Origin of the sequence: Halomonas kalidii (assembly GCF_030010475.1) — a bacterium.
GTDB lineage: Bacteria > Pseudomonadota > Gammaproteobacteria > Pseudomonadales > Halomonadaceae > Halomonas > Halomonas heilongjiangensis.
This window is the reverse complement of the sequence record NZ_JASCQN010000040.1, coordinates 1-24,521: the sequence shown is the minus strand read 5'-3', so window position 1 is coordinate 24,521 and position 24,521 is coordinate 1. Positions and strand designations below refer to the sequence as shown.

The 24,521-nt window shown below is 62.8% G+C and carries 25 protein-coding genes and 1 riboswitch; of the genes, 21 read left to right on the top strand and 4 right to left on the bottom strand.

Features of this window, described 5'->3' with window-relative positions:
* Window positions 1-34 precede the first annotated feature (34 nt).
* From QLQ85_RS11085 to QLQ85_RS11060, 6 genes are all read left to right on the top strand, one after another.
* A complete protein-coding gene (locus QLQ85_RS11085; RefSeq protein WP_282739040.1) occupies window positions 35-292 on the top strand; it encodes a type II toxin-antitoxin system Phd/YefM family antitoxin in 258 nt (85 codons plus the stop codon).
* Window positions 280-582 (top strand): type II toxin-antitoxin system RelE/ParE family toxin, encoded by a 303-nt coding sequence (locus tag QLQ85_RS11080; RefSeq protein WP_282739039.1) that lies wholly within the window; start codon window positions 280-282, stop codon window positions 580-582. The genes QLQ85_RS11085 and QLQ85_RS11080 overlap by 13 nt, the downstream gene beginning before the upstream one ends.
* Before the next feature lie 12 nt (window positions 583-594).
* A complete protein-coding gene (locus tag QLQ85_RS11075; RefSeq protein WP_282739038.1) occupies window positions 595-1,062 on the top strand; it encodes a DUF1801 domain-containing protein in 468 nt (155 codons plus the stop codon).
* A 642-nt stretch (window positions 1,063-1,704) separates the two neighbouring features.
* A complete protein-coding gene (locus QLQ85_RS11070; protein ID WP_282739037.1) occupies window positions 1,705-2,190 on the top strand; it encodes a DUF1264 domain-containing protein in 486 nt (161 codons plus the stop codon).
* Window positions 2,191-2,665: 475 nt separating this feature from the next.
* Window positions 2,666-3,445 (top strand): hypothetical protein, encoded by a 780-nt coding sequence (locus QLQ85_RS11065; RefSeq protein WP_282739036.1) that lies wholly within the window; start codon window positions 2,666-2,668, stop codon window positions 3,443-3,445.
* A complete protein-coding gene (locus QLQ85_RS11060) occupies window positions 3,445-4,368 on the top strand; it encodes a LysR family transcriptional regulator (protein ID WP_282739035.1) in 924 nt (307 codons plus the stop codon). Before QLQ85_RS11065 ends, QLQ85_RS11060 begins: the two co-directional genes overlap by 1 nt.
* A gap of 2 nt (window positions 4,369-4,370) precedes the next feature.
* On the opposite strand, the gene QLQ85_RS11055 is transcribed toward QLQ85_RS11060, so the two are convergent.
* On the bottom strand, window positions 4,371-5,261 hold the full coding sequence (locus QLQ85_RS11055) for a hypothetical protein (RefSeq protein ID WP_282739034.1): 891 nt from the start codon (window positions 5,259-5,261) through the stop codon (window positions 4,371-4,373).
* Window positions 5,254-6,399, bottom strand: a complete 1,146-nt coding sequence (locus QLQ85_RS11050) for a phosphorylase family protein (protein WP_282739033.1) — start codon at window positions 6,397-6,399, stop codon at window positions 5,254-5,256. Before QLQ85_RS11050 ends, QLQ85_RS11055 begins: the two co-directional genes overlap by 8 nt.
* 294 nt (window positions 6,400-6,693) lie before the next feature.
* On the opposite strand from QLQ85_RS11050, the gene QLQ85_RS11045 reads away from it, so the two are divergent.
* From QLQ85_RS11045 to QLQ85_RS11005, 9 genes are all read left to right on the top strand, one after another.
* Complete coding sequence (locus QLQ85_RS11045) at window positions 6,694-7,956, top strand: hypothetical protein (RefSeq protein ID WP_282739032.1); 1,263 nt, start codon at window positions 6,694-6,696, stop codon at window positions 7,954-7,956.
* Between the two features lie 180 nt (window positions 7,957-8,136).
* On the top strand, window positions 8,137-8,511 hold the full coding sequence (locus QLQ85_RS11040; protein WP_282739031.1) for a hypothetical protein: 375 nt from the start codon (window positions 8,137-8,139) through the stop codon (window positions 8,509-8,511).
* Window positions 8,512-8,908: 397 nt separating this feature from the next.
* Window positions 8,909-9,259 (top strand): VOC family protein, encoded by a 351-nt coding sequence (locus QLQ85_RS11035; protein WP_282739030.1) that lies wholly within the window; start codon window positions 8,909-8,911, stop codon window positions 9,257-9,259.
* An 84-nt stretch (window positions 9,260-9,343) separates the two neighbouring features.
* The gene (locus QLQ85_RS11030) at window positions 9,344-10,405 is read left to right on the top strand and encodes a calcium/sodium antiporter (protein WP_282739029.1); all 1,062 of its coding nucleotides are present in this window, start codon (window positions 9,344-9,346) and stop codon (window positions 10,403-10,405) included.
* Between the two features lie 86 nt (window positions 10,406-10,491).
* Window positions 10,492-10,773 carry a DUF503 domain-containing protein gene (locus QLQ85_RS11025; protein WP_282723745.1) on the top strand — a complete coding sequence of 94 codons (282 nt, stop codon included), beginning with the start codon at window positions 10,492-10,494 and terminating at the stop codon, window positions 10,771-10,773.
* Between the two features lie 188 nt (window positions 10,774-10,961).
* A complete protein-coding gene (locus QLQ85_RS11020) occupies window positions 10,962-13,058 on the top strand; it encodes a putative bifunctional diguanylate cyclase/phosphodiesterase (RefSeq protein ID WP_282739028.1) in 2,097 nt (698 codons plus the stop codon).
* The gene (locus tag QLQ85_RS11015; protein ID WP_282739027.1) at window positions 13,018-13,815 is read left to right on the top strand and encodes an NYN domain-containing protein; all 798 of its coding nucleotides are present in this window, start codon (window positions 13,018-13,020) and stop codon (window positions 13,813-13,815) included. The genes QLQ85_RS11020 and QLQ85_RS11015 overlap by 41 nt, the downstream gene beginning before the upstream one ends.
* Before the next feature lie 164 nt (window positions 13,816-13,979).
* Window positions 13,980-14,219: a CDGSH iron-sulfur domain-containing protein gene (locus QLQ85_RS11010; protein WP_282739026.1), complete on the top strand. Its 240-nt coding sequence runs from the start codon at window positions 13,980-13,982 to the stop codon at window positions 14,217-14,219.
* 95 nt (window positions 14,220-14,314) lie between these two features.
* The gene (locus QLQ85_RS11005; RefSeq protein WP_282739025.1) at window positions 14,315-16,702 is read left to right on the top strand and encodes a DNA polymerase II; all 2,388 of its coding nucleotides are present in this window, start codon (window positions 14,315-14,317) and stop codon (window positions 16,700-16,702) included.
* 51 nt (window positions 16,703-16,753) lie between these two features.
* Here QLQ85_RS11005 and QLQ85_RS11000 read toward each other — a convergent pair whose 3' ends face one another.
* Window positions 16,754-17,383 carry a glutathione S-transferase family protein gene (locus QLQ85_RS11000; protein WP_282739024.1) on the bottom strand — a complete coding sequence of 210 codons (630 nt, stop codon included), beginning with the start codon at window positions 17,381-17,383 and terminating at the stop codon, window positions 16,754-16,756.
* Window positions 17,384-17,510: 127 nt separating this feature from the next.
* Window positions 17,511-18,347: a class A beta-lactamase gene (gene bla / locus QLQ85_RS10995; RefSeq protein WP_407650384.1), complete on the bottom strand. Its 837-nt coding sequence runs from the start codon at window positions 18,345-18,347 to the stop codon at window positions 17,511-17,513.
* Window positions 18,348-18,831: 484 nt separating this feature from the next.
* On the opposite strand from bla, the gene QLQ85_RS10990 reads away from it, so the two are divergent.
* From QLQ85_RS10990 to QLQ85_RS10965, 6 genes are all read left to right on the top strand, one after another.
* Window positions 18,832-19,281 (top strand): VOC family protein, encoded by a 450-nt coding sequence (locus tag QLQ85_RS10990; RefSeq protein WP_282739022.1) that lies wholly within the window; start codon window positions 18,832-18,834, stop codon window positions 19,279-19,281.
* 314 nt (window positions 19,282-19,595) lie between these two features.
* Window positions 19,596-19,684: riboswitch (cyclic di-GMP riboswitch) on the top strand.
* 179 nt (window positions 19,685-19,863) lie between these two features.
* The gene (locus QLQ85_RS10985; RefSeq protein ID WP_282739021.1) at window positions 19,864-20,382 is read left to right on the top strand and encodes a Csu type fimbrial protein; all 519 of its coding nucleotides are present in this window, start codon (window positions 19,864-19,866) and stop codon (window positions 20,380-20,382) included.
* The gene (locus QLQ85_RS10980) at window positions 20,382-21,128 is read left to right on the top strand and encodes a fimbrial biogenesis chaperone (protein ID WP_282739020.1); all 747 of its coding nucleotides are present in this window, start codon (window positions 20,382-20,384) and stop codon (window positions 21,126-21,128) included. The genes QLQ85_RS10985 and QLQ85_RS10980 overlap by 1 nt, the downstream gene beginning before the upstream one ends.
* A 218-nt stretch (window positions 21,129-21,346) precedes the next feature.
* The gene (locus QLQ85_RS10975) at window positions 21,347-23,554 is read left to right on the top strand and encodes a fimbria/pilus outer membrane usher protein (RefSeq protein ID WP_282739019.1); all 2,208 of its coding nucleotides are present in this window, start codon (window positions 21,347-21,349) and stop codon (window positions 23,552-23,554) included.
* Complete coding sequence (locus tag QLQ85_RS10970; protein ID WP_282739018.1) at window positions 23,551-24,039, top strand: Csu type fimbrial protein; 489 nt, start codon at window positions 23,551-23,553, stop codon at window positions 24,037-24,039. The genes QLQ85_RS10975 and QLQ85_RS10970 overlap by 4 nt, the downstream gene beginning before the upstream one ends.
* A gap of 237 nt (window positions 24,040-24,276) precedes the next feature.
* On the top strand, window positions 24,277-24,521 hold a 245-nt coding region (locus QLQ85_RS10965; RefSeq protein WP_282739017.1), incomplete at its 3' end, for a contractile injection system protein, VgrG/Pvc8 family.

Here is a 24,521-nt window from a genome sequence, read left to right as displayed (position 1 = left end):
AGTATCACTGATGAATTGGTTCAGGGTCGTATCCATGAAAGTTGAGCTTGTTACAAACCTCAAGCGGCAGGCTACCAAAATCCTGGCAGACCTACACTCGTCGAAAGAACCGGTGTTGATTACGGAGCATGGTCAGCCATCGGCGTATCTCGTCGATGTTCAGGACTATGAATTCATGCAGCGCCGGCTCGAGTTGCTGGAAGGCCTCTCACGGGGAGAGCGGGCTGTGCTCGAAGGAAGGATGTACAGCCAGACAGAGGCCAGGGAGAAGATGCGTAAATGGCTGAAGTAGTCTGGACGGAGCCGGCTCTTCAAGAACTGGATTCTATTGCCGAGTACATAGCTCTGGATAATCCAGTTGCCGCTAGCCACCTGGTCGAGCAGGTTTTCGACACAACGGATCGACTGGAAGACTTTCCCCAATCCGGGCGCGTTCCTCCCGAGCTTCCCAATTCCATATACAGAGAAGTGGTGATGCCGCCTTGCCGCATTTTTTTCCGGGAAGATGAGGATCTGGTGCTTATACTCTACGTCATGAGAGAGGAGCGGCAGCTACGTGCTTTCATGTTGGAGACCAGCTAACAAGGAGGAGGCATGCCGAAAAAACCTAAACCAGCCGGCGCGAAGACGTCCCCGTCTACGAGAGTATCCAGCACGGAGCCTGTTCTCCTGTCAGGCGGTAATCCTCAGATCGTGAAGGCCGATGGCGATGCCCCCGTTCAAGCCTACATCGACGCCATGCCGGGCTGGAAAAGCGACGTGGGTCGCCGCCTCGACGCGCTTATCGATCGCACCGCGCCCAACGTGCGCAAAGCCGTGAGGTGGAACACCCCCTTTTATGGCATCGAGGGCCATGGCTGGTTCCTGGCCTTTCATTGCTTCACGAAGTACGTCAAGGTGACATTCCTCAACGGAACGTCACTGCAACCACTCCCACCCATCGAGTCCAAAGTCCAGAATACACGCTACTTGCATATCTACGAAGACGACCAGATTGACGAGGAGCTCATGGTGAAGTGGATCAGGCAGGCTTCGGAGTTGCCTGGTGACAAGCTATTCTAAGGCACTCCAGCAAGGGCGCGCTGAAGCGCGCCGTTTAGTTTGGCATCAGGCGTATCCGTATGGCTCATCTCATCTCCTTCAAGACGGCAAATGCCGTACGAGAGCGCTACCTTCGACAAGGCTCTGGCAATCAATTCGATGCAAGTCTGGCCCGATGCCGTCGCAGGGCTGGCAGGGTTCGTCGACGCGCACGTGGTGGACGTAGGTGAGAAATTCTGTGTGTTCGCGACAAATCCTCGCGAAAGGAACGAAGCTACCATCTAACATGGCGATGCAGATGCTGGTACTGCGCGCTACAGGTGATGGCCCATTATATAATATTGCCGTTATGGGGCATCGAGGGGATTTCGGAGCCGAAACGGAGATGGCCGTTTTCGATCAGAAACGGAAATTCGGTCCAGTGTGCAGGTTCCGCCGTCGATGTTTTGCTCCAGTTGTTTAAAGTCTATACCGGTAGCCGTGAGGCAGGTTATGTCTCGAAGTCAGTTGGTTACGCTTGCGCAATATCGCATGACTCAAACTGATACGCAGTACGAAAAAATTACTATTGGTGAGCCTTGGCGTCGTGCCCTATCATAATGTAGGAAGCACTGTAAAGTTAGCCACCGCGGCACTTCCAAAAAGCCTCGGAGGGAGGTCGTCATGTACAAGATCTCGTCAATCGCTTTCGGCATCGCATGTTTGGCCGGCGCAGGTGCGGCCGTCGCCCACGAGCCGCCTACGACAGGCTGGACGGTCCACATTGATGCGAAACGCCATATCGCCGGTGACCTTGACGCCATTGCGCATCACTATTGTAAGGGTGGACTTCCTGGCGGCGTGACGGCATGCCAGCTGTATGACAGCGATGAAGAGAATGCACGCTTGATTGGCGTGGAATTCATTATTGATGCAGATGCCTACGCGGCCTTACCAGAGACCGAACAAGCACTTTGGCATCATCACAAAGAGGAGATAGGGCAGGTGGATCCTACCTTGCCAGATATGACGGAGGAAGAAGCAGAGGAATTCGTGAAGAGCATTGAAGAAACCTACGGTAAAATCTTTTTGGTTTGGGATAGCCCGAAAGACGAACTGCCGGTCGGCCAACCACAGGCGTACGATATAGCGGATAACGCGAAGCGCTGAGAATATAATACGAACAGTCAGTCTGAACTTGTTCTTGGCAATAGTGCCGCTATCGACCCTCTTGGTCTTTGCATACGCTACTCTTCCTGCGTTCGTCACTGCCGCACGAGGAGGGCGATGCCCGCATTCGGTTCTTTGGCGACAGTGGCTACGCAGTCGCTGGCGCCTCGCTATATTTGGTCGTCACAGCTGCTTTCTTTCTTGGCAAGGAGGCAGCCACGTGGCACCTGGCCAGTACATCAAGTTCTTTTCAGATCTCCCTTCATTGGCGTTGACACCATGCCGCCCTGTGACAGCAGACCCGTGACCGGCGGGTCTACGAGAAGGAGCCGCGCTGCCTTGGCTCCTCTATCCCTTGCTACCTTATCTGCTCCTACGCTTTGTCTTAAACTGCCTGCGCTCGCCCATCCGGCGTTAAGAATCGGCGAAACAATCTCATGCGTAGAGCTATCATCATGTGACCAGGGAGCGTGTAATGACAACAGAAGCGCAGGCGACGCGGGCGGTGCGAGTGTGGCTGGGCTATGCCCTGCCGGAATTGGCCAGTGGCGCCGGCCGGGAGCGTTTTTACCGGCAACTGGGGGAGATTTTCATCCCCGCCACCGTACAGTCGATGGCCCCGCAGGGCCTGCAGGCCTATGTGCCGTCGGTACTGCCACCCAGTGACCATCCCAGCGTGCCGGATGAAATCGCCCTGGTGTTTTACCCCAGCCGACAGTGTTACCAGCAGGCCAGCCATGCCAGCGTGGCAGGGCGTGCCTACGGGGCCCTGCACGGCACCGTGTTCAGTTTTCAGGCCCGGCAGGGCCGGCCCGCCAGCCACAGTGATTTCCCCGCGCCCTTCGATGGCCAGCCGGAGCAGACGGGCCCAGTGCAGTTATTCGATTCGGGGGGCAGCTGGCAGCAAGGGGCGGTGTTCAGCGAGGTCTGGCTGCGTCGCGGGCAAGGCGTGGCGGCCTTCCGGCAGGGGGTGTGCGAGGCGATGGCAACCCTGCGTGCCCGGCCGCGGCAGGGGCTGCTGGGGGTATATTTCTATCTGGATGACGACCTGTTGGTGGCCTGGTCCCACTGGCAACGGCAGGGCCAGGCGTTACAGGCTGACGCTATCGGCGACTTGGTGTGGGCCGACGGCGCCACCGCGGTGACGGTGCCGCCGTCTCCCTTTGCCGACTATGCCGGGCTGGCGGTGGGGGCGGGACGGGCCTTCAATCTGCAATTCTCGCTGTCACCGATGGCCAGTGAGGGGCGACGCTGATGAGCTTTTCCAACCGGGATTTCATGCTGCTGGATCAGCGCCTGTTCAAGGCCTTCATGGCGGCGGCGCAGACCCAGAGTTTTACCCATGCCGCCACCCGTGCCCACATGACCCAGTCCGGTGTCAGCCAGCATATCGCCAAGCTGGAAGAGCAGATCGGCGTCACCCTGTTCAAGCGTATCGGCAAGAAGGTGGTGCTCACCGATGCCGGTAACGCCTTGATGCAATACGTTCGCCAGCAGATGCACAGCACCCAGCAGTTCATGGATCGGGTGCACGCTATGGAGACGCGGGTGGCGGGGCTGGTATCCTATGCCATGCCGCCCAGTTGCCTGATGTCGCCGCACTTTCCCATGCTGCTGGAGCGACGCCGGGCACACCCGGATATCGAGCTGAACATCACCCTCACCTCCACCCAGGAGGTGGTGCGCATGCTGCTGGAGAATCAGGTGGATTTCGGTTTCGTCACGGAAAACAACAATCATCCGCTGTTGCGTTACCGGCTGTTCTGTCAGGAAGAGTACGTGCTGGTGTCCAGCGATCCCGCCCCCCTACACAACCTGACCGACAACTCCATTCTGGAGCAGCGCTTCATCTGGTACCCCGGCTCCAGCTATTACTATGATCGCTGGCTCAAGCACGTATTTCCCGAACGCTGCAATCTCAACACCTATTCGCTGACCTTTGCCGGGGAAATCAACTCCATCAACGGCGCCATCGACATGGTGGCCGGTGGGCTGGGGATGGCGGTGATTCCCAGCCATTGCGTGGCATCCCTGCTCGAGCAGGAGCGGCTGTACCGCCATCAGGCCAGTCAGCCGCTGCTCAATGATATCCATATCATTACCATCAAGGACCACGAGTACCCGCGCCGGGTGGAGCAGGTGATCGACTGGTTCTTCGACATGGTGGCCGATAAATAAAATCAGCCGTACAGGGCCAGCAGTGATTCGCCGTCACCGCAGGGAATGGCGAGCAGCTGCGAGTACCCCCGCCCGGCCGGCACCTGGGCTTGCTGTTGCCAGCCCTGGCAATCGCTGTGGAAGCGGTTGACGGTCAGCTGGCCGCTGTCCGCCCGATACCCGGCAAAGCCGGGGCCTTCCTGCAAGGCGAGCGTCGTTGCCGCGCTGGTTTCCTGGGGCAGCGGCAGGCCGGTGCCTACCGGGTGGGAACCCTGGGCAGGGTCATCCATATAATGGTCGATATTGACCGCCTTGTAGGTGGGATTGTGCTTGAAGAAAAAATTCTCGCCGCCGAGTTGGAAGAAGCAGAAACCCTGCCAGCCTTTTGCCCAGTCGCTTTGCCATAGCTGGCTGATGCTCAGCGGGGCCTGGGGTGGCACCTGGATGCCATAGAGCCGGCTGGCGCCGGTGTCGGCGTTGTAGCCCATGAACAGGCACCGATCGCGGTAGCCGAAGGCATGCACGGTGGTGAAGCCCGTGGTGGTGTCGCCATAGGTGCGCTGATAGCGGTAAAGGTGCTGGAAATCAGTGGCGGTGACCCGGAAGAAATCGAGGATGCCCTCGTCCCGGGCGTAGGCCAGCAGGTGCAGCTGCCCACCCAGCAGGAAGGGGCTGAGGGCCTGGTAGGCCAGGCTCGCGTTGATTTCCGCCCCCGGGGTAAAGCTCAGGGTGTCCGGGGTCAACTCCCATGCGGCCAGCCGGCCCTGGGGGCTGCTGACGAACAGCTCGCAGCCGTGGCTGGCCAGGGCGCTGGCCTGATCGAGAAAGCCGGCCCCGGTGGGGCTGACCGGGGCCAGCCGATACTCGTTGCGTTGTGGCTCGGGGCTGAGCCGGTACCAGCTGGGCTTAGTCATGGTGCGCCTCCTGGCGGTCCGCCTCGGCGGCCAGCAGGGCCCAGGTGGCCAGGGCGCCATTGTAGCTGGTGTACAGCCCCTGCTCCTGATAGATGTAGCCGGCCCAGCTGTCCTGCAGGGAGTCCGGTAGCTGGCCATTGATGACCGGATCGGACACGTTGCGTACGAAGCCGTAGGCTACCCGATGCTTTTCGCAGGCCATGCCGACCACGGCATCGTCCATTTCCACGATACAGCCGTACTGCTGCAGGCCGTTGGTGGTGGTGCCGAACAGGAAGGTGTCGGTGGTAATGATGGGCTGGCCGGTGACCACCTTGATGCGGCTGTTCGGCGCATCCGGGCTGATATGGGCACCGGCGGGGTACTGCGGGCTCACCGGCAGGATTTCCGGGCCGGAGACCTGGATCACGCCTTCCTGGGCCTGGGGCAGGTAGTGCTCACCGGGTTGCCAGTGCGATTGCACGGTGCTGTGGTTGAAGGCGGCGTTGGCGAAATTCTTCAGGCAATGAAAGTAGGCCTGGTTGGTAATCAGCGCCGAGCCCAGGGCATCCTCCTCGCGCACGCCGCCGGCGGTGCCGATGGAGAGCACCAGCCGCGGCCGGGCTTCCCGGCAAAGCTGGTCGACCAACTGGATCAGGGGCAGGTCGGTGCCGTCCTGGGCCAGGTGCATACCGGACTTCACCAGCAGTACCTTCAGCTCGCCGATGGTCACCATCCGCACGCTGCCCCACGCCTGGTCATACAGGGAGGGAGCGCCACCCTGGTAGGTTTTCGACACGTCCACCATGTACTGATGAATCCGGCAGTAATCACGCTGGTATTTTTCCCAGCCCTGGCGCCAGTCGTGGCCCTTGGCCTGCTCCGGGGTGAGCGGTTCGCGGCGATTGGTGAGCACCTGGTTCATGGCCGCCCACTCGGCGCTGGTCCAGGTGATCACCGCCACATCCGCTTCGGGAAAGGGCGAGTTGACCTGCCAGTCGGTGAGGGGAATCACTGTGGGGATACGATTGGCCGCCACGCCCAGTGTCGGCCAGTCCACTGGCGGCAAGGCGTGCTCGCTGGTGGCGGGCAGGGCGGCCAGGCGTTGAGCGTTGAGCAGGGTGTCCGGTGTCGCTGCGGGTAACTCCGGCGTGATCATGATGGCATCCTTTATAATGATTATGGAAATACGACAGTTCCCTCAAGGCGAGGTGCGCAATCTGGCTGAAACCATCTTTCATACTAGTGGTTTTTTTCATGCAGAAAAGGGATTAACCATTATGGATGGTAATGGTGATCATCACAGTAGATGATTCATTTTTCATGATGGCAACCATCAGCAGTGATAATTTCACCGGGGCTTTTTCTTGCTCAACACTGATATCGCCGATTCACGGATCGGTGACCCACAAGGGCATGACAATGCCCCTTAACCCTTATCAGGAGCAAGACAATGAGCGACTTGACAAAAACCCTTTGGGGCCAGTTCATGACCGCCTTCACCGATCAGATGAAGATCGAAGGCGTTCCGCAAATGCTGACCGGGCCGCAGCCCTGGAACTGGGGCGGCAAGAACCCGCCGATCGGTTCCATTCCCTACCAACAGGTGCAGTTCCTCAATATCGTACCGGCCAGTCCGCTGGTGGATCCCAATACCTATGGCATGAAGCTGAATTTCGGACAGCAGTACAAGGCGTTCCTGAATTCACTGATGGTGACTGACGGCGGAGATGAAGGACAGAAGCTGCAGCAGAATGTCATCAACGCGATGCAGACTATGGGGAGGGTGCAGGCCAATGTGAATGTGGCCTACCAGAACTTCCAGCAACAGACCGGTAGCACCGAAGCCTTCGCTGACTGGTTGGAAAATGAAGGCATCGCCGTGGCCGCGCAACTTCAACAGGCGAAAACGGCGTACCAGGACGCCCAGTCGACCTATGATGAGTATATGAAGAAGTTGAAGGGGCCGATCACCGATGCCGTGACGCAATACAATGACAACCTGTCCACGGTAGTGGGGCAGGCGGGGACGACGCTGAAAGACCAGCCGGTGTTCCAGCTCAGTGAAACCCCCTGGAGTTACATCCAGCGCATCACCAATGACAACTATGGCGGCGATGCCTCTGCCGGGTCAGCCCGTACCTTCTCCTTCAGTTCGTCCACCCGGGAGTGGTCCGATAGCACCGTCTATGCCGAGGGGGAACTGGGAGGCCTGTTCGACTTCTTCGGCTTCGAGGCCGCTGGCAAGGTAGAGAAGGTCTCCACCGAGCACTTCTCCAGTGAGTACGATATCACCTTCGCCTTCCAGGATGTATCCGTGGTGAACGTGACCCCGGAAAACTGGTTTGATTCGTCCATGCCGAGCAACTACGTGAATGGTCCCTTCATGCCTGGCCATTCGGGTTTCAAGGATGGCAATGATGTGTACTACTTCGGCAAGGGTGGCAACCTGGCGCGCATCGTTTCGCAGATGATCGTCGGTTATCGGCCCACCATCACCATCAATGCCGGCTCGGATTTCGCCGAGGAGGTGAAACAGAAAATCAGTGGCGAGGGCGGCTTCTTCATCGGACCGTTCGAGTTCGGTGGCGCCGGCGGCTCCGACTCCGACAAGGGCACCATCAAGGTGGACGGGCAGACCATTACCTGCACCTCCAACAGCAACTGGGGCACCATCGTCGGGCTGGGCACCAACTGGATAGTGAACCCGCGATAACCCCATCGCTGCGCTTTGTCTGAAAACTGCCTGCGCTCGATCATACGGCGTTAAAAATTGGCTCAAAGTACTCATTTACACTGCGTAAACTCCGTCTTTTCGCCAATTTTTGCCTTGTCTGGTCATCGCTCGCCGACTTTTCAGACAAAGCTTACGCTTTGTCCGAGTAGGGAGACAGCCATGTTACAGGTACAACGGCAAGGCCCGATACGCAATGCCTTCGGCAATATGAACCAGAACCAGCACGCTGATGCGGTGGCGGCCATCAACAGCCTGGCCGATACCGCGATCTGGCGTGGGGCTGGCACCATCATCAACCAGGGCACCGTACGGATCGACGTGCAGGGCTACACCGGCGCCGGCGATCTGAACCTGCAGGTTCAGATCAACGGGGTCAACGGTAACAGCACGGTGGCCGCCATTCTGGCGGCGCCCAGCGTGGCCGAGGCCAATATCCCGGCACAGCATGTCTATGCCACCCGCAAGCTGAAGAATGCGCTCTTCGAGAGCATGAACGACGGCTATATCTACCGGGTATCCGGCACCCCCGTGTGACCCTGCGCCAGCGGCGCCCGGAAACCCTTGAGTGTCACCTCGACCGCCGACCTTGCCCAGAGGCAAGGCCGGCGGTCGCATCGCTTCCACGGCCGAAGGCCCGCATCACGATTGTTCAGCAGACGACACGCGTGCGGCCCACTCGCACCGCCGCTCAGCTTCGTCGTCATGCGATCGTCAGTGATTCCTGAACGCCCCCTCCTTTCGTAAAACATCAGGATCTCCTCCTTCGCAACCCGAAGAAAGGTTGATTAGGCTGTAGTGGATAAGCCGGTAACAGGTGCAGGCGTCCGTGTTGCTGCATGCGACCACCGCCAGGGAAGGCGGCACGAAGCCGATAACGGGCGCACCGTCTGATCCCGGGCTGTTGGGGGAAAAATAGACATCGAGGTGAAGCATGAAAGTCAAGCGTATCATGTCCAACACGGCGACCTCAGACCTCGGCAAGGCGGCAGCGTTTTACGGGGACATCCTGGGCCTTGAGCTGTTGATGGACCACGGTTGGTTTCAAACGTACGGCTCAGATGAAAGGATGATGGTACAGGTGAGTTTTGGGTCCGAGGGCGGCTCAGGGACTTCCGTGCCCGATCTATCCATCGAAGTCGATGATATCGAAGCTGCACTCGAACGCTTCAAAAATGCAGGCGTGCCTATCGAGTATGGGCCAGTAAGTGAGCCTTGGGGGGTGCGGAGATTCTACGTCCGCGATCCTTTCGGAAAGCTCGTCAATATCTTGCAGCATGAGTAAACGGCTGCAGGCTGACATGGTTGGTGTGGTTATCGCGATGCTCCCGAATTGGCCGCGGGACGTCGCCCCTCGGGAGTCTGAAGCATGACCATCGCCGCATTCGTCGCCGGACTGGTGCTGTTGATCGTGGGGGCCGAGGCCCTGGTGCGCGGGGCCTCGCGGCTGGCCGCTCGCATGGGCATCTCGCCGCTGATCATCGGGCTGACGGTAGTGGCCTTCGGCACCAGTTCGCCGGAGCTGGCCGTGAGCCTCAAGGCCGCCATCGACGACCAGGCCGGGATCGCCATGGGCAACGTGGTGGGCAGCAACATCTTCAACGTGCTGTTCATTCTGGGAATCTCGGCGCTGATCGTGCCGCTGGTGGTCGCCCAGCAACTGGTGCGCCTCGACATTCCACTGATGATCGGGCTTTCCGTGGTGGTGCTGTTGATGGCCCTGGATGGCGGCATCGGGCGCCTCGATGGCCTGCTGCTGGTCGCCGGCCTGCTGGGCTACCTGGCACTGCTGTTCATCCAGAACCAGCGGTCGACGGCAGACAGCACGTCCGGCACCGAAGCGGCCCGCAGTCAGCGGCACTGGGGAATCCACCTGGGCCTGGTGGCGGGTGGTTTGGTGCTGCTGGTGCTGGGCTCGCGCTGGTTCGTCGAGGGGGCCGTGGCCTTCGCCGCCTACCTGGGGGTGAGCGAGCAGGTCATCGGCCTGACCATCATCGCCGCCGGCACCTCGCTGCCCGAGGTGGTGACCTCGATCATCGCGGCCCTGCGCGGCGAACGCGACATCGCCGTCGGCAACGTGGTGGGCAGCAACGTCTTCAATATCCTGGGCGTGCTGGGCTTGACCGGCCTGCTGGCGCCCTCGGGGATCGCCGTGTCGCCGGCCATGGTCGGTTTCGACATCCCGGTGATGATTGCGGTGGCCCTGGCCTGCCTGCCGATCTGCTTTACCCGAGGGACGATCAGCCGCGGGGAAGGCGGGGTCCTGCTCGGCTACTACCTGGCCTATACCCTCTACCTGATCCTGGCCGCCGCCCGGCACGACGCCCTGCCGGGCTTCGGTGCGACCATGCTCTACTTCGTGTTGCCGATCACCGCGCTGACCCTGGTGGTGCTCGCGGTACAGGAGAAGCGGCGGGCGGGCAGGGCATGAGCCTGCCGCCGGGGACGTGCTCCCTGGCCTGGCGGGTGCCTGGGCGGCGTTGACGGGCCGGAAGGAAAGCGGGCAAGGAGAGGACCATGCATATCGGCGTACTGACCGTGAGGATTTCCCTGCCGGGCTGCCGCTCTCTCAAGGAGAAGCGCCAGCGCATGGGCGGCCTGCACGAGCGCTTCGGGCGCAACCCGGCGATCGCGGTCTGCGAGAGCGCCGATCATGACCGGCTCGACGCCAGCGAATGGACCTTCGTCGTGGCCGCGGCAGGGTCCCAGAAGGTGGAATCGATCTGCAGCCAGATCGAAGACAAGTTGCAGCGCACGGTCGACGGGCGGGTGCTCGAGGTGTCTCGGGAGCTGCTGTAATCCACTGCTCGCGACAAGAATTCAGTGCTGCCTTAAAGTCCCGGCTCGGCAAGCCGACAATTTCTTTAGTAGGCTCGATTCAGGGGCGGTTGCCGTTGGTCACGCCTAGGGTTCATGACATGTCGGATCGTGAGGGCACGGATTTGCCGCGCGAATGAAGGGCTCAAGGAGTCCGATCAGGAGTCAAGATGGAATTCTGGCGTTTCGATAACTCCGATCCCACGCTGGGCCCGTTGCTGGAAGGCACCTACGATCCCTTGCTGGTCACGCTTTCCATTGCCATCGCCTGCTTTGCGGGCCTCACGGCATTGATGCTGGCGGATCGCATGGTCGCCTCGCCTTCGCCCACGAGCAAGACCTGGTGGCATCTCGGCGGCGCGGTGGCCATGGGCTGTGGCATATGGGCGATGCACTTCAGTGGCATGTTGGCCTTCTCCGTGGAAGGGCACGAGCAGATGGAGTACGCCTTGAGCCTGACGGCGCTGTCCCTGGTGCCGGCGATACTGGGCAGCGGCGCGGCCCTGCACTTCATGGCGCATCCGAGCCTCAAGGTGCATCAGCTTCTCGTGGGGGCACTGTTGATGGCCGTCGGCATCGGCAGCATGCACTACGCCGGCATGGAAGCCATGCACATGGCAGGGCTGCGCTATCACTTCCCCTTCTTCGTTCTCTCCATCGTGGTGGCCTTCCTGCTGGCCCTGGCGGCACTCTACCTCCACTTCCGCGTACGCAGCCTGCCGGCGTTCTCGGAAAGCGGCATGACGCTGGTAGCCGGGGTCTTCATGGGCTTTGCGGTGGCCGGCATGCACTACACGGCGATGGGGGCCTCCCGCTTCTATGAAAGCCCCATGAGCGCCGCGCATGAGTCGCTGCTGTCCCAGGAGAGCATGGCCGCGGCCATCGGCGGCTTCGCCGGCCTGATCCTGGGCCTGAGCCTGCTGGTGGCCTGGGCCGATCGGCAGAAGGCGATCCAGCGGATGCTGGAGCATCTCGCCAACACCGACACACTGACCGGCCTGCCGAACCGGACGCATTTCCGGCGACACCTCGGGCTGGCGCTGTCCCATAGCCAGCGGCAGGGCACGCGCCTGGCCGTGCTGTTCATGGACCTGAATGACTTCAAGACGATCAATGACAGTCTCGGCCACGCCACGGGGGACAGGGTGCTTCAGGAGTTCGCGCGGCGGCTCACCGGGCCCATTCGTGGAGAAGACGCGGTAGCACGTTTCGGTGGCGATGAGTTCATCATTCTGATCCAGGACCTGGTCATGCCGGAGGATGCTGTCCAGACCGCGGAGCGATTGCTGCGGGCCATGGAGGCGCCGATCGAGTTCGATGACTGGAAGTTGCATGCCCAGGCCAGCATTGGCATCAGTATCTATCCCGATGACAGTGAACAGGCCGACGAGCTCATCCAGCAGGCCGATGCCGCCATGTACCAGGCCAAGCGTCATGACTCTGGCTATCACTTCTTCGATCAAAACATGACCGACCGGGCGATGCTGCGGGTGCGCCTGGGGAACGACCTGCGGGATGCCCTGAAGCAGGATCAGCTGTTGCTCCACTACCAACCCCAGGTCAACCTGCGGACCGGGAAATGGACAGGGGTGGAAGCCCTGGCACGCTGGCAGCATCCCCGGGAAGGGGATATCCCGCCGTCCGTTTTCGTTCCCCTGGCGGAGCGCACCGGCCTGGTATTGGCGCTCGGCGAATGGGCGCTGCGGAGTGCCTGCCAGCAGGGGCGGGCCTGGCTGGATGGCGGGCTGGCGTTCGGACACATCGCCGTCAATGTGACGGCTCCCCAGCTGGCGCGGCCGGGGTTCGTCGCACAGCTTCGCCGTATCCTGGAAGCTGCCGACCTGCCTGCCAGTTACCTGGAGCTGGAGATCACGGAGTCATCCCTGATGCACTCGGACCAGGGCACCATCAAGAGGCTGCATGAGATCCGTCGCATGGGGGTGTCCCTGGCGATCGATGATTTCGGGACGGGCTACTCGTCGCTGAGCTATCTCAAGCACCTACCCATCGACAAGCTGAAGATCGATCGCAGCTTCGTGCATGGCATCCTGGACGATCCCCGGGACCAGGCCATCGTCCGCGCGGTGGCCGATATGGGTGCCAGCCTGGGCTTCATCGTTCTCGCCGAGGGGATCGAAACCGAGGAGCAGGGGCAGGCCGTGCTGGGGCTGGGCTGCCGCCAGGGGCAGGGGTTCTTCTTTGCCCTGCCGGCGGATGCCGAGTCGATTGTCGCTGCGCCGAACTGGTCCCGGTGGGAAAATGCCTGAGGATGACATCAAGGGTGACATGATGGAGAAGAACAACAACCTTGCCGTGCTGATCGATGCGGACAATGCCCAGCCGGGTATCGTCGATGGCCTGCTGGCGGAGATTGCCAAGTACGGTGTCGCCAACGTGAAGCGAATCTATGGCGACTGGACCGGGCCGCAGCTGAAGGGCTGGAAGGAGACCCTGCTGCGGCACTCGATACAGCCGGTCCAGCAGTTCGGCTACACGACCGGCAAGAATGCCACCGACAGCGCCTTGATCATCGATGCCATGGACCTGCTGTATACGGGGAACTTCACGGGGTTCTGCCTGGTGTCGAGCGACAGCGACTTCACGCGCCTGGCGTCCCGGCTCCGGGAGTCGGGGCTCACCGTCTTCGGCTTCGGCGAGAAGAAGACGCCGCTTCCCTTCGTCGCGGCCTGCGACAAGTTCATCTATACCGAGGTGCTGCGCGAAGGTGAGGAGGAGGGGCCGGAGACGATCCGGCGCTCCACCAGGGAGCTGAAGTCGGATGCCAAGCTCGTCAACTCCCTGCGCAATGCGGTCGAGTCGTCTTCGGACGACAGCGGCTGGGCGCCGCTCGCCGCGGTCGGCAGCAATATCGTGAAGCAGTTTCCGGATTTCGATTCGCGCAATTATGGCTATCGAAAGCTCGGGGAGCTGGTGGCGGCAACCGAGCTTTTCGATATCGAGGAGAGGCCCTCGCGGGGCGAGAGCTCGAAGGTCATCTACATTCATGACAAGCGGAAGAAGTGAGGGGCCAGGGGAATCGCAGTTACCCAAAGCGAGTGGCGCCGGAACAGCCTCGAGCGTTACCGCCATCTGCGATAGCCCTGAGTGAGGGGCGCTTGGGGCGTGACGCCTCGTGGTCGCTGCAGTAGGGTAGAAGCAGGCTCATCACCCGACCGGGGGGAAACGCCATGACCGATGCCCGCATTGCCCAGAAGGCGCCCTATGCCGTCGACGTGGTCGCCGGCAAGACCTATGTGTGGTGCGCCTGCGGTCGCAGCGCCACCCAGCCGTTCTGCGACGGGTCCCACAAGGTGACCGAACTGCGGCCGGTGGTCTACAAGGCGCAACGGGACGAGACGCTCTACTTCTGCGGCTGCAAGCAGACCGGCACGCCGCCGCTGTGTAACGGCACCCACAAGCGCCTTTAGGCATTGTCCGCAGCGCGCCGGCGTTCGGCCGTACGGCGACTTTCCACCCTCCACCGAGTAACATTCCCCCAGGATCGGGCGGGTGAGAGGTGGTGGTGGAGCGACAGCAGGGGTTCGTGCTGACCCGACACTGGCGGGATACGCAGGCCGGCACCGAGGTCACGTTCTGGCTGGCCACCGATGACGGCCCCCGGCATGTCCGCCTGCCGGTGCAGCCCTCGGTGGCCTTCGTGCCCGCCGAACAGCGCGAGCAGGCCGAGGCGCTGCTGCGCGGCGAGCGTGATGTCGAGCTGCGCGAGCTGGACCTGCGTGACTTTCACCATCGCCCCGTGCTTGGCCTCTATTGTCGCCAGCATCGCCAGTCGATCAACCTCGACAAGCGGCTGCGCCAGGCGGGCGTCGAGGTCTACGAGGCCGATGTCCGCCCGCCGGAGCGTTACCTGATGGAGCGCTTCATCACCGCGCCGGTGTGGGTCGCGGGCGGCGCGGAGGCCAATGGCACGCTGGCCGATGCCCAGTTGAAGCCCGCGCCGGACTATCGCCCCCGGCTCGGGCTGGCCTCGCTGGATATCGAGACCGACGCCCGCGGCGAGCTCTACTCCATCGCGCTCGAGGGCTGCGGCGAGCGCCAGGTCTATATGCTGGGACCGGCCAACGGGCAGGGCGGCGAGGCCGATGTCGCCCGGGACTTCTCGCTCGACTACTGCGACAGCCATGAGGTGCTGCTGGAGAGCCTCAACGGCTGGATCGCCCGGCACGACCCGGATGCGATCATCGGCTGGAACCTGGTGCAGTTCGATCTGCGTATTCTACAGCGGCACGCCGAGCGTCTCGGCGTGCCGCTGTTGCTTGGGCGCGGTGGCGAGCCCCTGGCGTGGCGCGCCCACGGCAACAATGCCAACCACTTCTTCGCCTCGGCTCCGGGACGGCTGATCATCGACGGCATCGAGGCGTTGCGCCAGGCGACCTGGAGCTTCCCGTCGTTCAGCCTGGAGAACGTCGCCCAGACGCTGCTCGGCGAGGGCAAGGCCATCGACAACCCCTACCAGCGCATGGACGCCATCGACCGCATGTTCGCCGAGGACAAGCCCCGGCTCGCTCGCTACAACCTCAAGGACTGCGAGCTGGTCACGCGGATCTTCGCGAAGACCGAGCTGATCGACTTCCTGCTCGAGCGCGCCACCGTCACCGGGCTGCCCGCCGACCGCATGGGCGGCTCGGTGGCGGCCTTCTCCCATCTCTACCTGCCGCGCATGCACCGGCTCGGCTTCGTCGCGCCCAACCTCGTGCAACGCCACGGCGAGCGGCCAGGGGAGGACAGCCCGGGCGGCTTCGTGATGGACTCGCGGCCCGGCCTCTACGACTCGGTACTGGTGCTCGACTTCAAGAGCCTGTACCCGTCGATCATCCGCACCTTCCTGATCGACCCGGTGGGGCTGGTGGAGGGCCTGCGCCTGCCCGGCGACGCCGACGCGGTGCCCGGTTTCAAGGGGGCGCGCTTCTCGCGTACCCGCCATGCGCTACCCGATATCGTGGCCCGGGTGTGGCAGGGCCGCGAGGCAGCCAAGCGCGAGCAGAATGCGCCGCTCGCCCAGGCGCTGAAGATCATCATGAACGCCTTCTACGGCGTGCTGGGCTCCCGGGGCTGCCGCTTCTTCGATCCGCGGCTCGCCTCGTCGATCACCCTGCGCGGCCACGAGATCATGCGCCGCACGCGGGAGCTGATCGAGGCCGAGGATTATACCGTTATCTACGGCGACACCGACTCCACCTTCGTCTGGCTTGGCCACGCCCACGATGAAGCGCAGGCCCGCGCCATCGGGCTGCGCCTGGCGGCCCGGGTCAACGCCTGGTGGGCCGAGCACCTGAACGAGGCCTTCGGCCTGGAAAGCGCCCTGGAGCTGCAGTTCGAGACCCACTACCGGCGCTTCCTGATGCCCACCATCCGTGGCGCGGAGGAGGGCAGCAAGAAGCGCTATGCGGGGCTGGTACGCGAGGCGGATGGCGGCGAGCGGGTGGTCTTCAAGGGACTGGAGACGGTGCGCGCCGACTGGTCGCCGCTGGCCAAGGTCTTCCAGCAGGAGCTCTACCGCCGCATCTTCACCGACGAGCCGCATCGCGAGTTCGTGCGCGACTACGTGCGCCGCACGCTCGCGGGCGAGTTCGACGACCGCCTGATCTACCGCAAGCGGTTGCGGCGGCGGCTCGACGACTACCGGCGCAACGTGCCGCCCCATGTGCGCGCGGCGCGCCTCGCCGACGAGTACAACGATCAGCTGGGCCGGCCGCGGCAGTACCAGGGTGGCGGCTGGATCAGCTACGTGATCACGGTGGCGGGGCCGGAGCCGCTGGAAACGCGCCGCTCGGCTATCGACTACCATCACTACCTCACCCGCCAGCTGCAGCCGGTGGCCGACGCCATCCTGCCGTTAGTCGGTGATGACTTTACGGCATTGATCGACCGCCAGCTGGGGCTGTTCTGAAAGGCCCCGGCTCGGGTGGCCCGTCAGTCACTGCCTGGTGGCGTGCCTGCCTCAGGGCATCGGAATCTCGTTGACCCGCTTCGGGCAGTGGTAGCCGCGCTGTACGGCGGGGCGGTTGGCGATCTCGAGGTACCAGCGCCTGACGTTGGGGTAATCGTTCAGGTCGATGCGCTGCCACTCGTAGCGCGAGATCCAGGGCCAGGTGGCCATGTCGGCGATCGTGTAGTCGCCGGCCAGGAAGGCGTGATCGGCCAGGCGGATGTCGAGCACCCGGTAGAGGCGTTCGGCCTCGGCGTGGAAGCGCTGCTCGGCATAGGGCGCCTTGCCGGGGTTGAACTTCAGGAAGTGGTGGACCTGGCCGAGCATCGGGCCCACGCCGCCCATCTGCCACATCAGCCATTCCAGGGTGCGGTAGCGGCCCTCGGCGTCCTCGGGCAGGAAGCGTCCGGTCTTCTCGGCCAGGTAGATCATGATCGCCCCGGACTCCATCAGCGTCATGCCGGTGTCGTTGTCGCGAATCGCCGGGATCTTGTTGTTGGGGCTGATGGCGAGGAAGGCCTCGTCGAACTGCTCGCGGCTGGTGATATCCACGGCGTGGGTGCGGTAGGGCAGCCCGAGTTCCTCGAGCATGATGGAGACCTTGCGGCCGTTGGGGGTGGTCCAGGTCCAGAGATCGATCATGTCGGCGATGTCCTCGGCGGGTACTCGGGGGATACCGGCAGGGTCTCATATCCCTGCCGGCGTTTTCATCCTGGGCGCCGTCTCCATCGCCTCGGCACCACCTCCGAGCCGCTTCGAGCGCGGCGGCTCACTGTTCCAGCTCCTCCTTCACGAGACGGCCGATCTCGGCGATGGCGGCATTGCGGTCGTCGAAGGAGGCGTCGCTCTCCGTAAGGTAGACGCTGACGATCACCGGTTCCCTGGCGGGCGGCCAGATCACCGCGACGTCGTTGTTCGTGCCGTGGCCGCCACCGCCGGTCTTGTCGCCGATGCGCCAGTCCCGGGGCAGGCCCGCCCGCAGTTTGGCGTCGCCGGTCGTGTTGGCCACCAGCCAGGCCTTGAGCTGGTCGCGCGATGGCGGGGAGAGGCTCTCCTCGAAGAGCAGCGCATGCAGGCTGTCGGCCATGGCAACCGGGGTGGTGGTGTCGCGAGGGTCGCCGGGCGTGGCCTCGTTGAGCTCGGTTTCCCAGCGGTCGAGCCGGGTCGTGGTATCGCCCAGGGAGCGCATGAACTCGGTGAGCCCGCCGGGGCCGCCCAGGGTCTCCAGGATGAGATTGCCGGCGGTGTTGTCGCTGGTGGTGATGGTGGCCTCGCAGAGTTCGGCCAGCGTCATGCCGTCGCCGCCGACCCGATGCTCGGTGACCGGGGAGTAGGTCACGACATCGCCTGCGGCGAAGCGGATGCGGCGGTCGAGGGCCTCCTCCCCGGTGTCGACCCGCGCGAGCACGGCGCCGCAGGCCAGTGTCTTGAAGGTGCTGCTCATGGGGAAGCGCTCGTTCCCGCGATGCTCCCAGCGCTGTCCCGTCTGCGTATCGAGCACGGCGACGCCGATGCGGGCGCCGAGTCGCTCCTCGATCTCGGTCACCTCGTCGGTCAGCCCTTCGTCGGTGCCAGGCACCGCCAGGGCGATGCCCTGCTGCGCCATCAGGCTTCCGGCGAGCAGCGTGCCGGCCCATACCCCGAATCCACGTCGTGTGATCATTTGTTTCACGTTGGCCTCCCAGCCAGGTCAGTGGGTGATTGCCTGTCCATGCCGGAGGTGCATCGAGCGCCTCACGGACCCACCAGGCGACACGATGCCAAGGTGAGCTGCTACGTCGCTCATGCCCGAGCTGAGTTCATGGCAACGTAACATGACCCTGCTGTAGTGCGCCTGATAGTCGGAAGAATATGGCGATGGGAGCGAGGCGACAATCCATGATGTTTACAGGAGCCATGGATTTGACTCTGGGCATTCATGCCTGGGCGTCGCGGCTGTCGATGTCGTGGCGAGAGATTCGACTACCCTGTAACGCATGCCCGCTGGTTGCACAGCGTGTACGTGACCCGACATTGGCGAGGCGATGCTGCTCTTCCATCCACACAGCTCCATCCATACAGCTACATACACACCAAGAGGCGCGACGATCATGAAGATGGTGAGTCCCTATCTCAACTTCGCCGGGAATACCGAAGAGGCGTTCGGTTTCTACCGCTCGGTGTTCGGCGGCGAGTTCCCCATGGTGCTCCGCTACCGGGATTTCGGTGGCAACGCCATGGGGGCGCCGGAACACGAGCTGGACAAGATTGCCCACATGGCCCTGCCCCTCGGCCGGGATACCATGCTGATGGGTACCGATGTCCTCGAGAGCCAGGCCGCGTCGCTGAACATGGGCAACAACTTCTACATCAGCCTGGAAGCGGACAGCGGTGCGGAAGCCTCACAGCTGTTCGACGCGCTCGCCGCCGGCGGCCTGGTCGAGATGCCCATGCAACAAACCGAGTGGGCCGAACAGTTCGGCATCTGCAAGGACAAGTTCGGCGTCCAGTGGATGGTGAGCTATACCGGCAGCGTGGAGTTCTCTGTCGAACAAGGCTGAGTGCAAGGCGACTCACTCCCTTGTCGACACCTAGTAGGTGGTGTCGGCAAGGGAGGATCGACGACAGCAGACAGAAGACCTCCATGAGCGCACCGAGAGCTGGGCCGATAGCGGTTGACCCAGTACCCGGCTCATACCAACTTATGCTAAATTATCTAATATTAATATAATATCGATGTGCGATTGTGTGGATCTGGCTTGTACAAAGCACAAGCCTCAACTAATGTAAAACTAGGTTACGCCACCATATGGGTGATGTAACGTTGATCAGGCTGATATTCGTACTGGCCTGATGCCTGAAAAAACAGGCGATGTGTTGACAAGGGCATAGCCGTTGAAAAGCGGTGACGCAAAGCTACCTGTCTAAGGGATGTCAGCATCCTAGGATCGAGGGGCCGCTACTCGCCTGAATCCCGTTTCGGGATTCCCTCCTTGTTGCGGTCCTCTTTCCGGACAATGAGCTCTTTGTGTCTTGGTTGTTGGCCTGTAGCCAGCCGGCGATGCACAGAGCAAGCGTGTGCCTTGGTCTATTGATTATTACGCCGTCAGCGACGGCATAATACATCCAAGGGAGCACTCTCCATGAGCACCAAGACATTTTCTCTACGTAAACTGACGCTGGCTTCCACCGTGGCCCTGGCCACGGGGTGGGGGGCAATGGCTCAGGCTCAGGAAACGGCGAACCTTGACGTCAGCACTACTGTCGTGGCGAGTTGCACCATCGGCACCACGGCCCTGACGTTTGGCGATTACGATCCCATTTCCCCCTCTGACCTGGATAGCACCGGCACCGTGACCGTGACCTGTACCCAGGACGCCGCCGTTGCCATCACCCTGGGGCAGGGCGCTAACCCCGGCGGCACCTCTACCGATGCTGAGCCCGAGCGGCGGCTGACAGACGGGGTCAACTTCCTGACGTATTCACTCTTCAGCGATGCTGGGCGAACTGTTGTATGGACCAACGAGGCCACGGGTGACGTCGAGACGACGGGCACGGGCGCGGCGGAGGATCACACCGTCTTCGGGAGGGTCGACGGCGGTCAGAGCACCGCACCCGCGGGGGCCTACACCGACACCGTTGTGGCCACCGTCACGTTCTGATGATCACGCTGACCGCCCGCCAGGCCGCCTGTTGTGGCCTGGTGTTGCCATTCGTTGTGGCAGCGCTGCTGCTGGCGACCCAGGCCCAGGCCGGCAGTTTCACTGTCACCCCGACCCGGGTGGCCCTGTCCGGCCAACATGAGGTGGTGGCGCTGCGGGTGCGCAATACCGGGCCAGAGGAAACCGCGGTTCAGGTGGCGCTGATGGCGTGGCATCAGGAGAACGGTGAGGCGCACTACACCCCCAGTCGCGAGGTGCTGGCCACACCGCCGATCTTCACGCTGGCACCGGGACAGACCCAGGTATTGCGGGTAGGACTGCGCCGCCCGCCGGATCGCAACACCGAACTCAGCTATCGCCTGTTCCTGCAGGAGTTGCCACCGCCGGCCCCGGATGACTTTCAGGGCCTGCGCATGGCGCTGCGTATGAGCCTGCCGGTATTCGTGGCGCCGGCCTCCGGCGACGCGACGCCTGAGCTCGCCTGGCGAGCCACGCGCGGTGGCCGTGGTGAGCTACGCCTGAGGGCCCGCAACAGTGGCCATGGCCATGGACAGGTGAGTGGTCTGCGCGTACGTCTGCCCGGTGGTCGCACGCTGCAGTCCCCCGGCAACTCGTATGTGTTGCCGGGCGCCGAACAGACATGGGCACTGAGCCCAGGCCGCCCACTACCCGCTGCAGGCACCGAGCTTGTCATCACGACGAGCGTCAATGGTCAGGAAACCACCTCACGCTTACAGGTGGAGTAGTGGTGCAGCGGTCAGCGCGGCGCAGGGGGGAGGGGCGCGGCGCCTTGCCTGTCATGTTGCTGCTGATGGTGAGCCCGGCTCATGCTGATACAGCCGCCGAAGCCGATGGCTGGTATACACGCGTCGTCGCCCAGTCCTCGCCGCATGCCGCTCGGCCGGGGTCTTCCAGCATGGAGCCCCGGGGTATTCCGGACACCGGGACGCTTGAGGAGCTGTGGGTGGAAGCCACGGTCAATGACCAGCTACGGCCCACCACGGCGCTGGCGCTGATACGCGGCGGTCACGACGTCTGGGTGGCCGCCAGCGACCTGGAGCAGTGGCGGATCGCCCCGCCGGCTATCGAGCCCTTCGATCATCACGGCGAGGCCTTCTACCGCCTTGAACCGCTCGGGATCTCCTTCGAGCTGGACCGACGCCGGTCAACGCTGGACCTCGAGGTGCCCGCGGCCCTGTTCGCGGACACCCGGCTCGAGGGCCCCCGCCGGGACCGCGTGCCGCTGACGCCTTCGTCACTGGGCGCCTTCTTCAACTATGACTTGTCGAGCACCCACAGCCGTGGGGAGACCCGCCATAGTGGGTTGCTGGAACAAGGCGTGTTCAACGGCTGGGGCAGTGGTATCAATCGACTGGTCGTGCGAGACAACCCCCCCGGCGATCGGCCGGCCGTGGTGCGCCTGGAGACCCAGTGGCGCCGCGACACTCCCGACAGCATGCGCACCCTGCGGCTCGGGGATACCACCAGCCTGGGCACGGCATGGAGTGGTGGGGTGCGCTTCGGTGGTCTGCAGTGGGGGAGCAACTTCGCCACCCGGCCGGAGATGGTCACCCTGCCCCTGCTGAGCCTGGCCGGTGAGGCCGCGCTACCCTCCACCGTGGACCTGTACGTTAATGACGCCCTGCGCCTGCGCAGAGAGGTGCCGCCTGGCCCTTTCTCCATCGACGAGATCCCGGTGATTACCGGCCAGGGGCAGGCACAGCTGGTGGTGCGCGACATTCTCGGCCGCGAGCAGCTGATCACCCAGCCCTTCTACGCCAGCGTGAGGCTGTTGCGGCAGGGCCTGAAAGACTACTCCGTGGAACTGGGCGCCATCCGTCGGGATTTTGGCCGCGCCAGCAATGCTTATGGCCGGGCGCTGGGAACGGCCACCTACCGTACCGGGTTGACCAACTGGCTGACTACCGAGCTGCATGCCCAAGTGTTGCAGGACCAGCAGATGGCCGGGGTGGGGGGCAGCTGGCTGCTGCCGTTCGGCGGCGTCATGCATGCCGCCTATGCTGCCAGTGAGGCCGATGGCCGGCAGGGTGATCTGATGACCCTGGGACTGCAGCGCCAGGGGTGGCCCCTGAGTCTGGGGGCCGAGAGTCAGTTCACCAGTGAGGACTTCATGCGACTCGGCATGCGCCAGGGACATACCTTGCCTCGCCAGCAGCACAGAGTCTTCTTCAGCCTGTCGAGCGGCCGGGCCGGCTCGCTGAGCCTCAGCTATACCGCCCAGAACTTCGATGACCGGGATGACATCGAGATCGTCAACCTGGGCTACAGCAAGGGGCTGGGGGCATTCGGTTACCTGACGCTCTCGGCGCTGCACTTCATGGAGACTGGCGAAACGGCCTTGCGGGCGGGCTTGGGCATCCCGCTGGGGATGCCGCGCACCAGTGCCAGCCTGAGCGTCAGCGACCGTGACGATCACCGCCAGGGCAGCCTCCAGATACAACGCAGCCTGCCGGTAGGCAGGGGGTTCGGCTACCGGGTTCGCACTGGCCTGGGCGGCGACGATCACCGGCAGGCCAGTCTCGGCCTGCAGAACGACTACCAGACCTATCTATTGGAGGCCTCACAACGCCGTGATCAAACGGCCAGCCGTGCCAATGTGCGTGGTGGTGTGGCCTGGCTGGGCGGCGACCTCTTCGCCAGCCGGCATATCGATCGCAGCTTTGCCGTGGTCCAGATGCCGGGATTTTCCGATGTCCAGGTCTACGCCGACAACCAGCCTGTCGCGCGCACCAATCATCAAGGGAACGCCCTGGTCCCGCGTCTGCGCGCCTACGAGCGCAATCGCATCAGCATCGAGCAGGCGGACCTGCCCCTGGGGGCTCGGGTGGAGAGCCTGGAGATGCAGGTATCCCCCTACTACCGTAGCGGTGTGGAGCTGAGCTTCCCGGTGAGCCATAGCCGTGATGCCTTCTTCCGGATCCTGCTGGAGAGCGGCGAGCCATTGCCTGTAGGCGCGGTGGTGGAAGATGCTCGCGGCGAGCGCTTTCCGGTGGGCCAGCGTGGCGAGACCTTCGTGACCGACCTCGAATCGAGTAATCGGCTACGTGCCCTCTGGCAGGGGCAGGCCTGCGAGTTCACGCTGGACGTGCCGGAAATCGAAGATGTATTTCTTGAGCTAGGTGATGTCATCTGCCACGGAGTCACACCATGAGCGTTGTTTCCCCTTCAGGTACGTGTGCCTCGGGCACCTGTCGTCTTGCCATCCCGACCAGCCATCGGCCGCTGCGCTGGCTGGTCGGGGGGGCCCTGGCGCTGGCAGCCGGTGCTACTCAGGCACAGTGCAGTGTCAGTGCCAGCGGGCTGGATTTTGCCGGTTATGACGTGTTCAGTGCAGCGCACAATGATAGTACTGCCACCATCACGGTAATCTGCAGCGAAACCACCGAATACAGTCTCGCACTGAGCTCTGCCAATGGCAGTCCCCAGCAGCCATTGTTGAGCAGCAGCATCGATACTCTCGACTACCAGTTGCATCAGGATGCTGCCCGCTCATCGGTTTGGGGCGAGGGATCCTTCGCTCTCAGCAGTAGCACCGATGGCACGGAAGAGCATACCGTTTATGGGCGCATTCCGGCGGGCCAGAATGTCCGAGTGGGTAACTACACAGACATCATCACCGTGACACTGGAATTCTAGACAGGGTCTTCTTCGCTGCTGCTCTGTACGCGGAACACCAGGGGTGATAAAGCCGCAGGGGGGAGGGCGCCTTTGCGGTGGGCCGGCGGGACCAAAGCGTAGGGTTCTTGTAAGACATTGCCGATATTTCGTATCGGAGATTTGCGCCACTCGCCAGGGGCACCTTGTGCATTCGATTGGGCCCTGTACCCTGCGTTGATCAATGCCATGAATGGCTCACCTGTCAGGGAATGACGTATGGCCAACGCAACCGGACTGCAGTTCACCCTGGCGCTCGCCGGGGCCGACGACCTCGACCTGGCGGTGGTCGACTTCACGCTGACCGAAACTCTCTCGGCGCCCTTCGTGCTGGTCGTCAATCTCGCCAGCCGCGACGTCGACCTCTCGCCCGAGGCCTTCCTCGACCGCGAGCTGACCCTGACGATCTGGCAGGACGGCGAGGCGCTGCGCCGCATCCACGGCGTGGCCACCGCGTTCGGCCG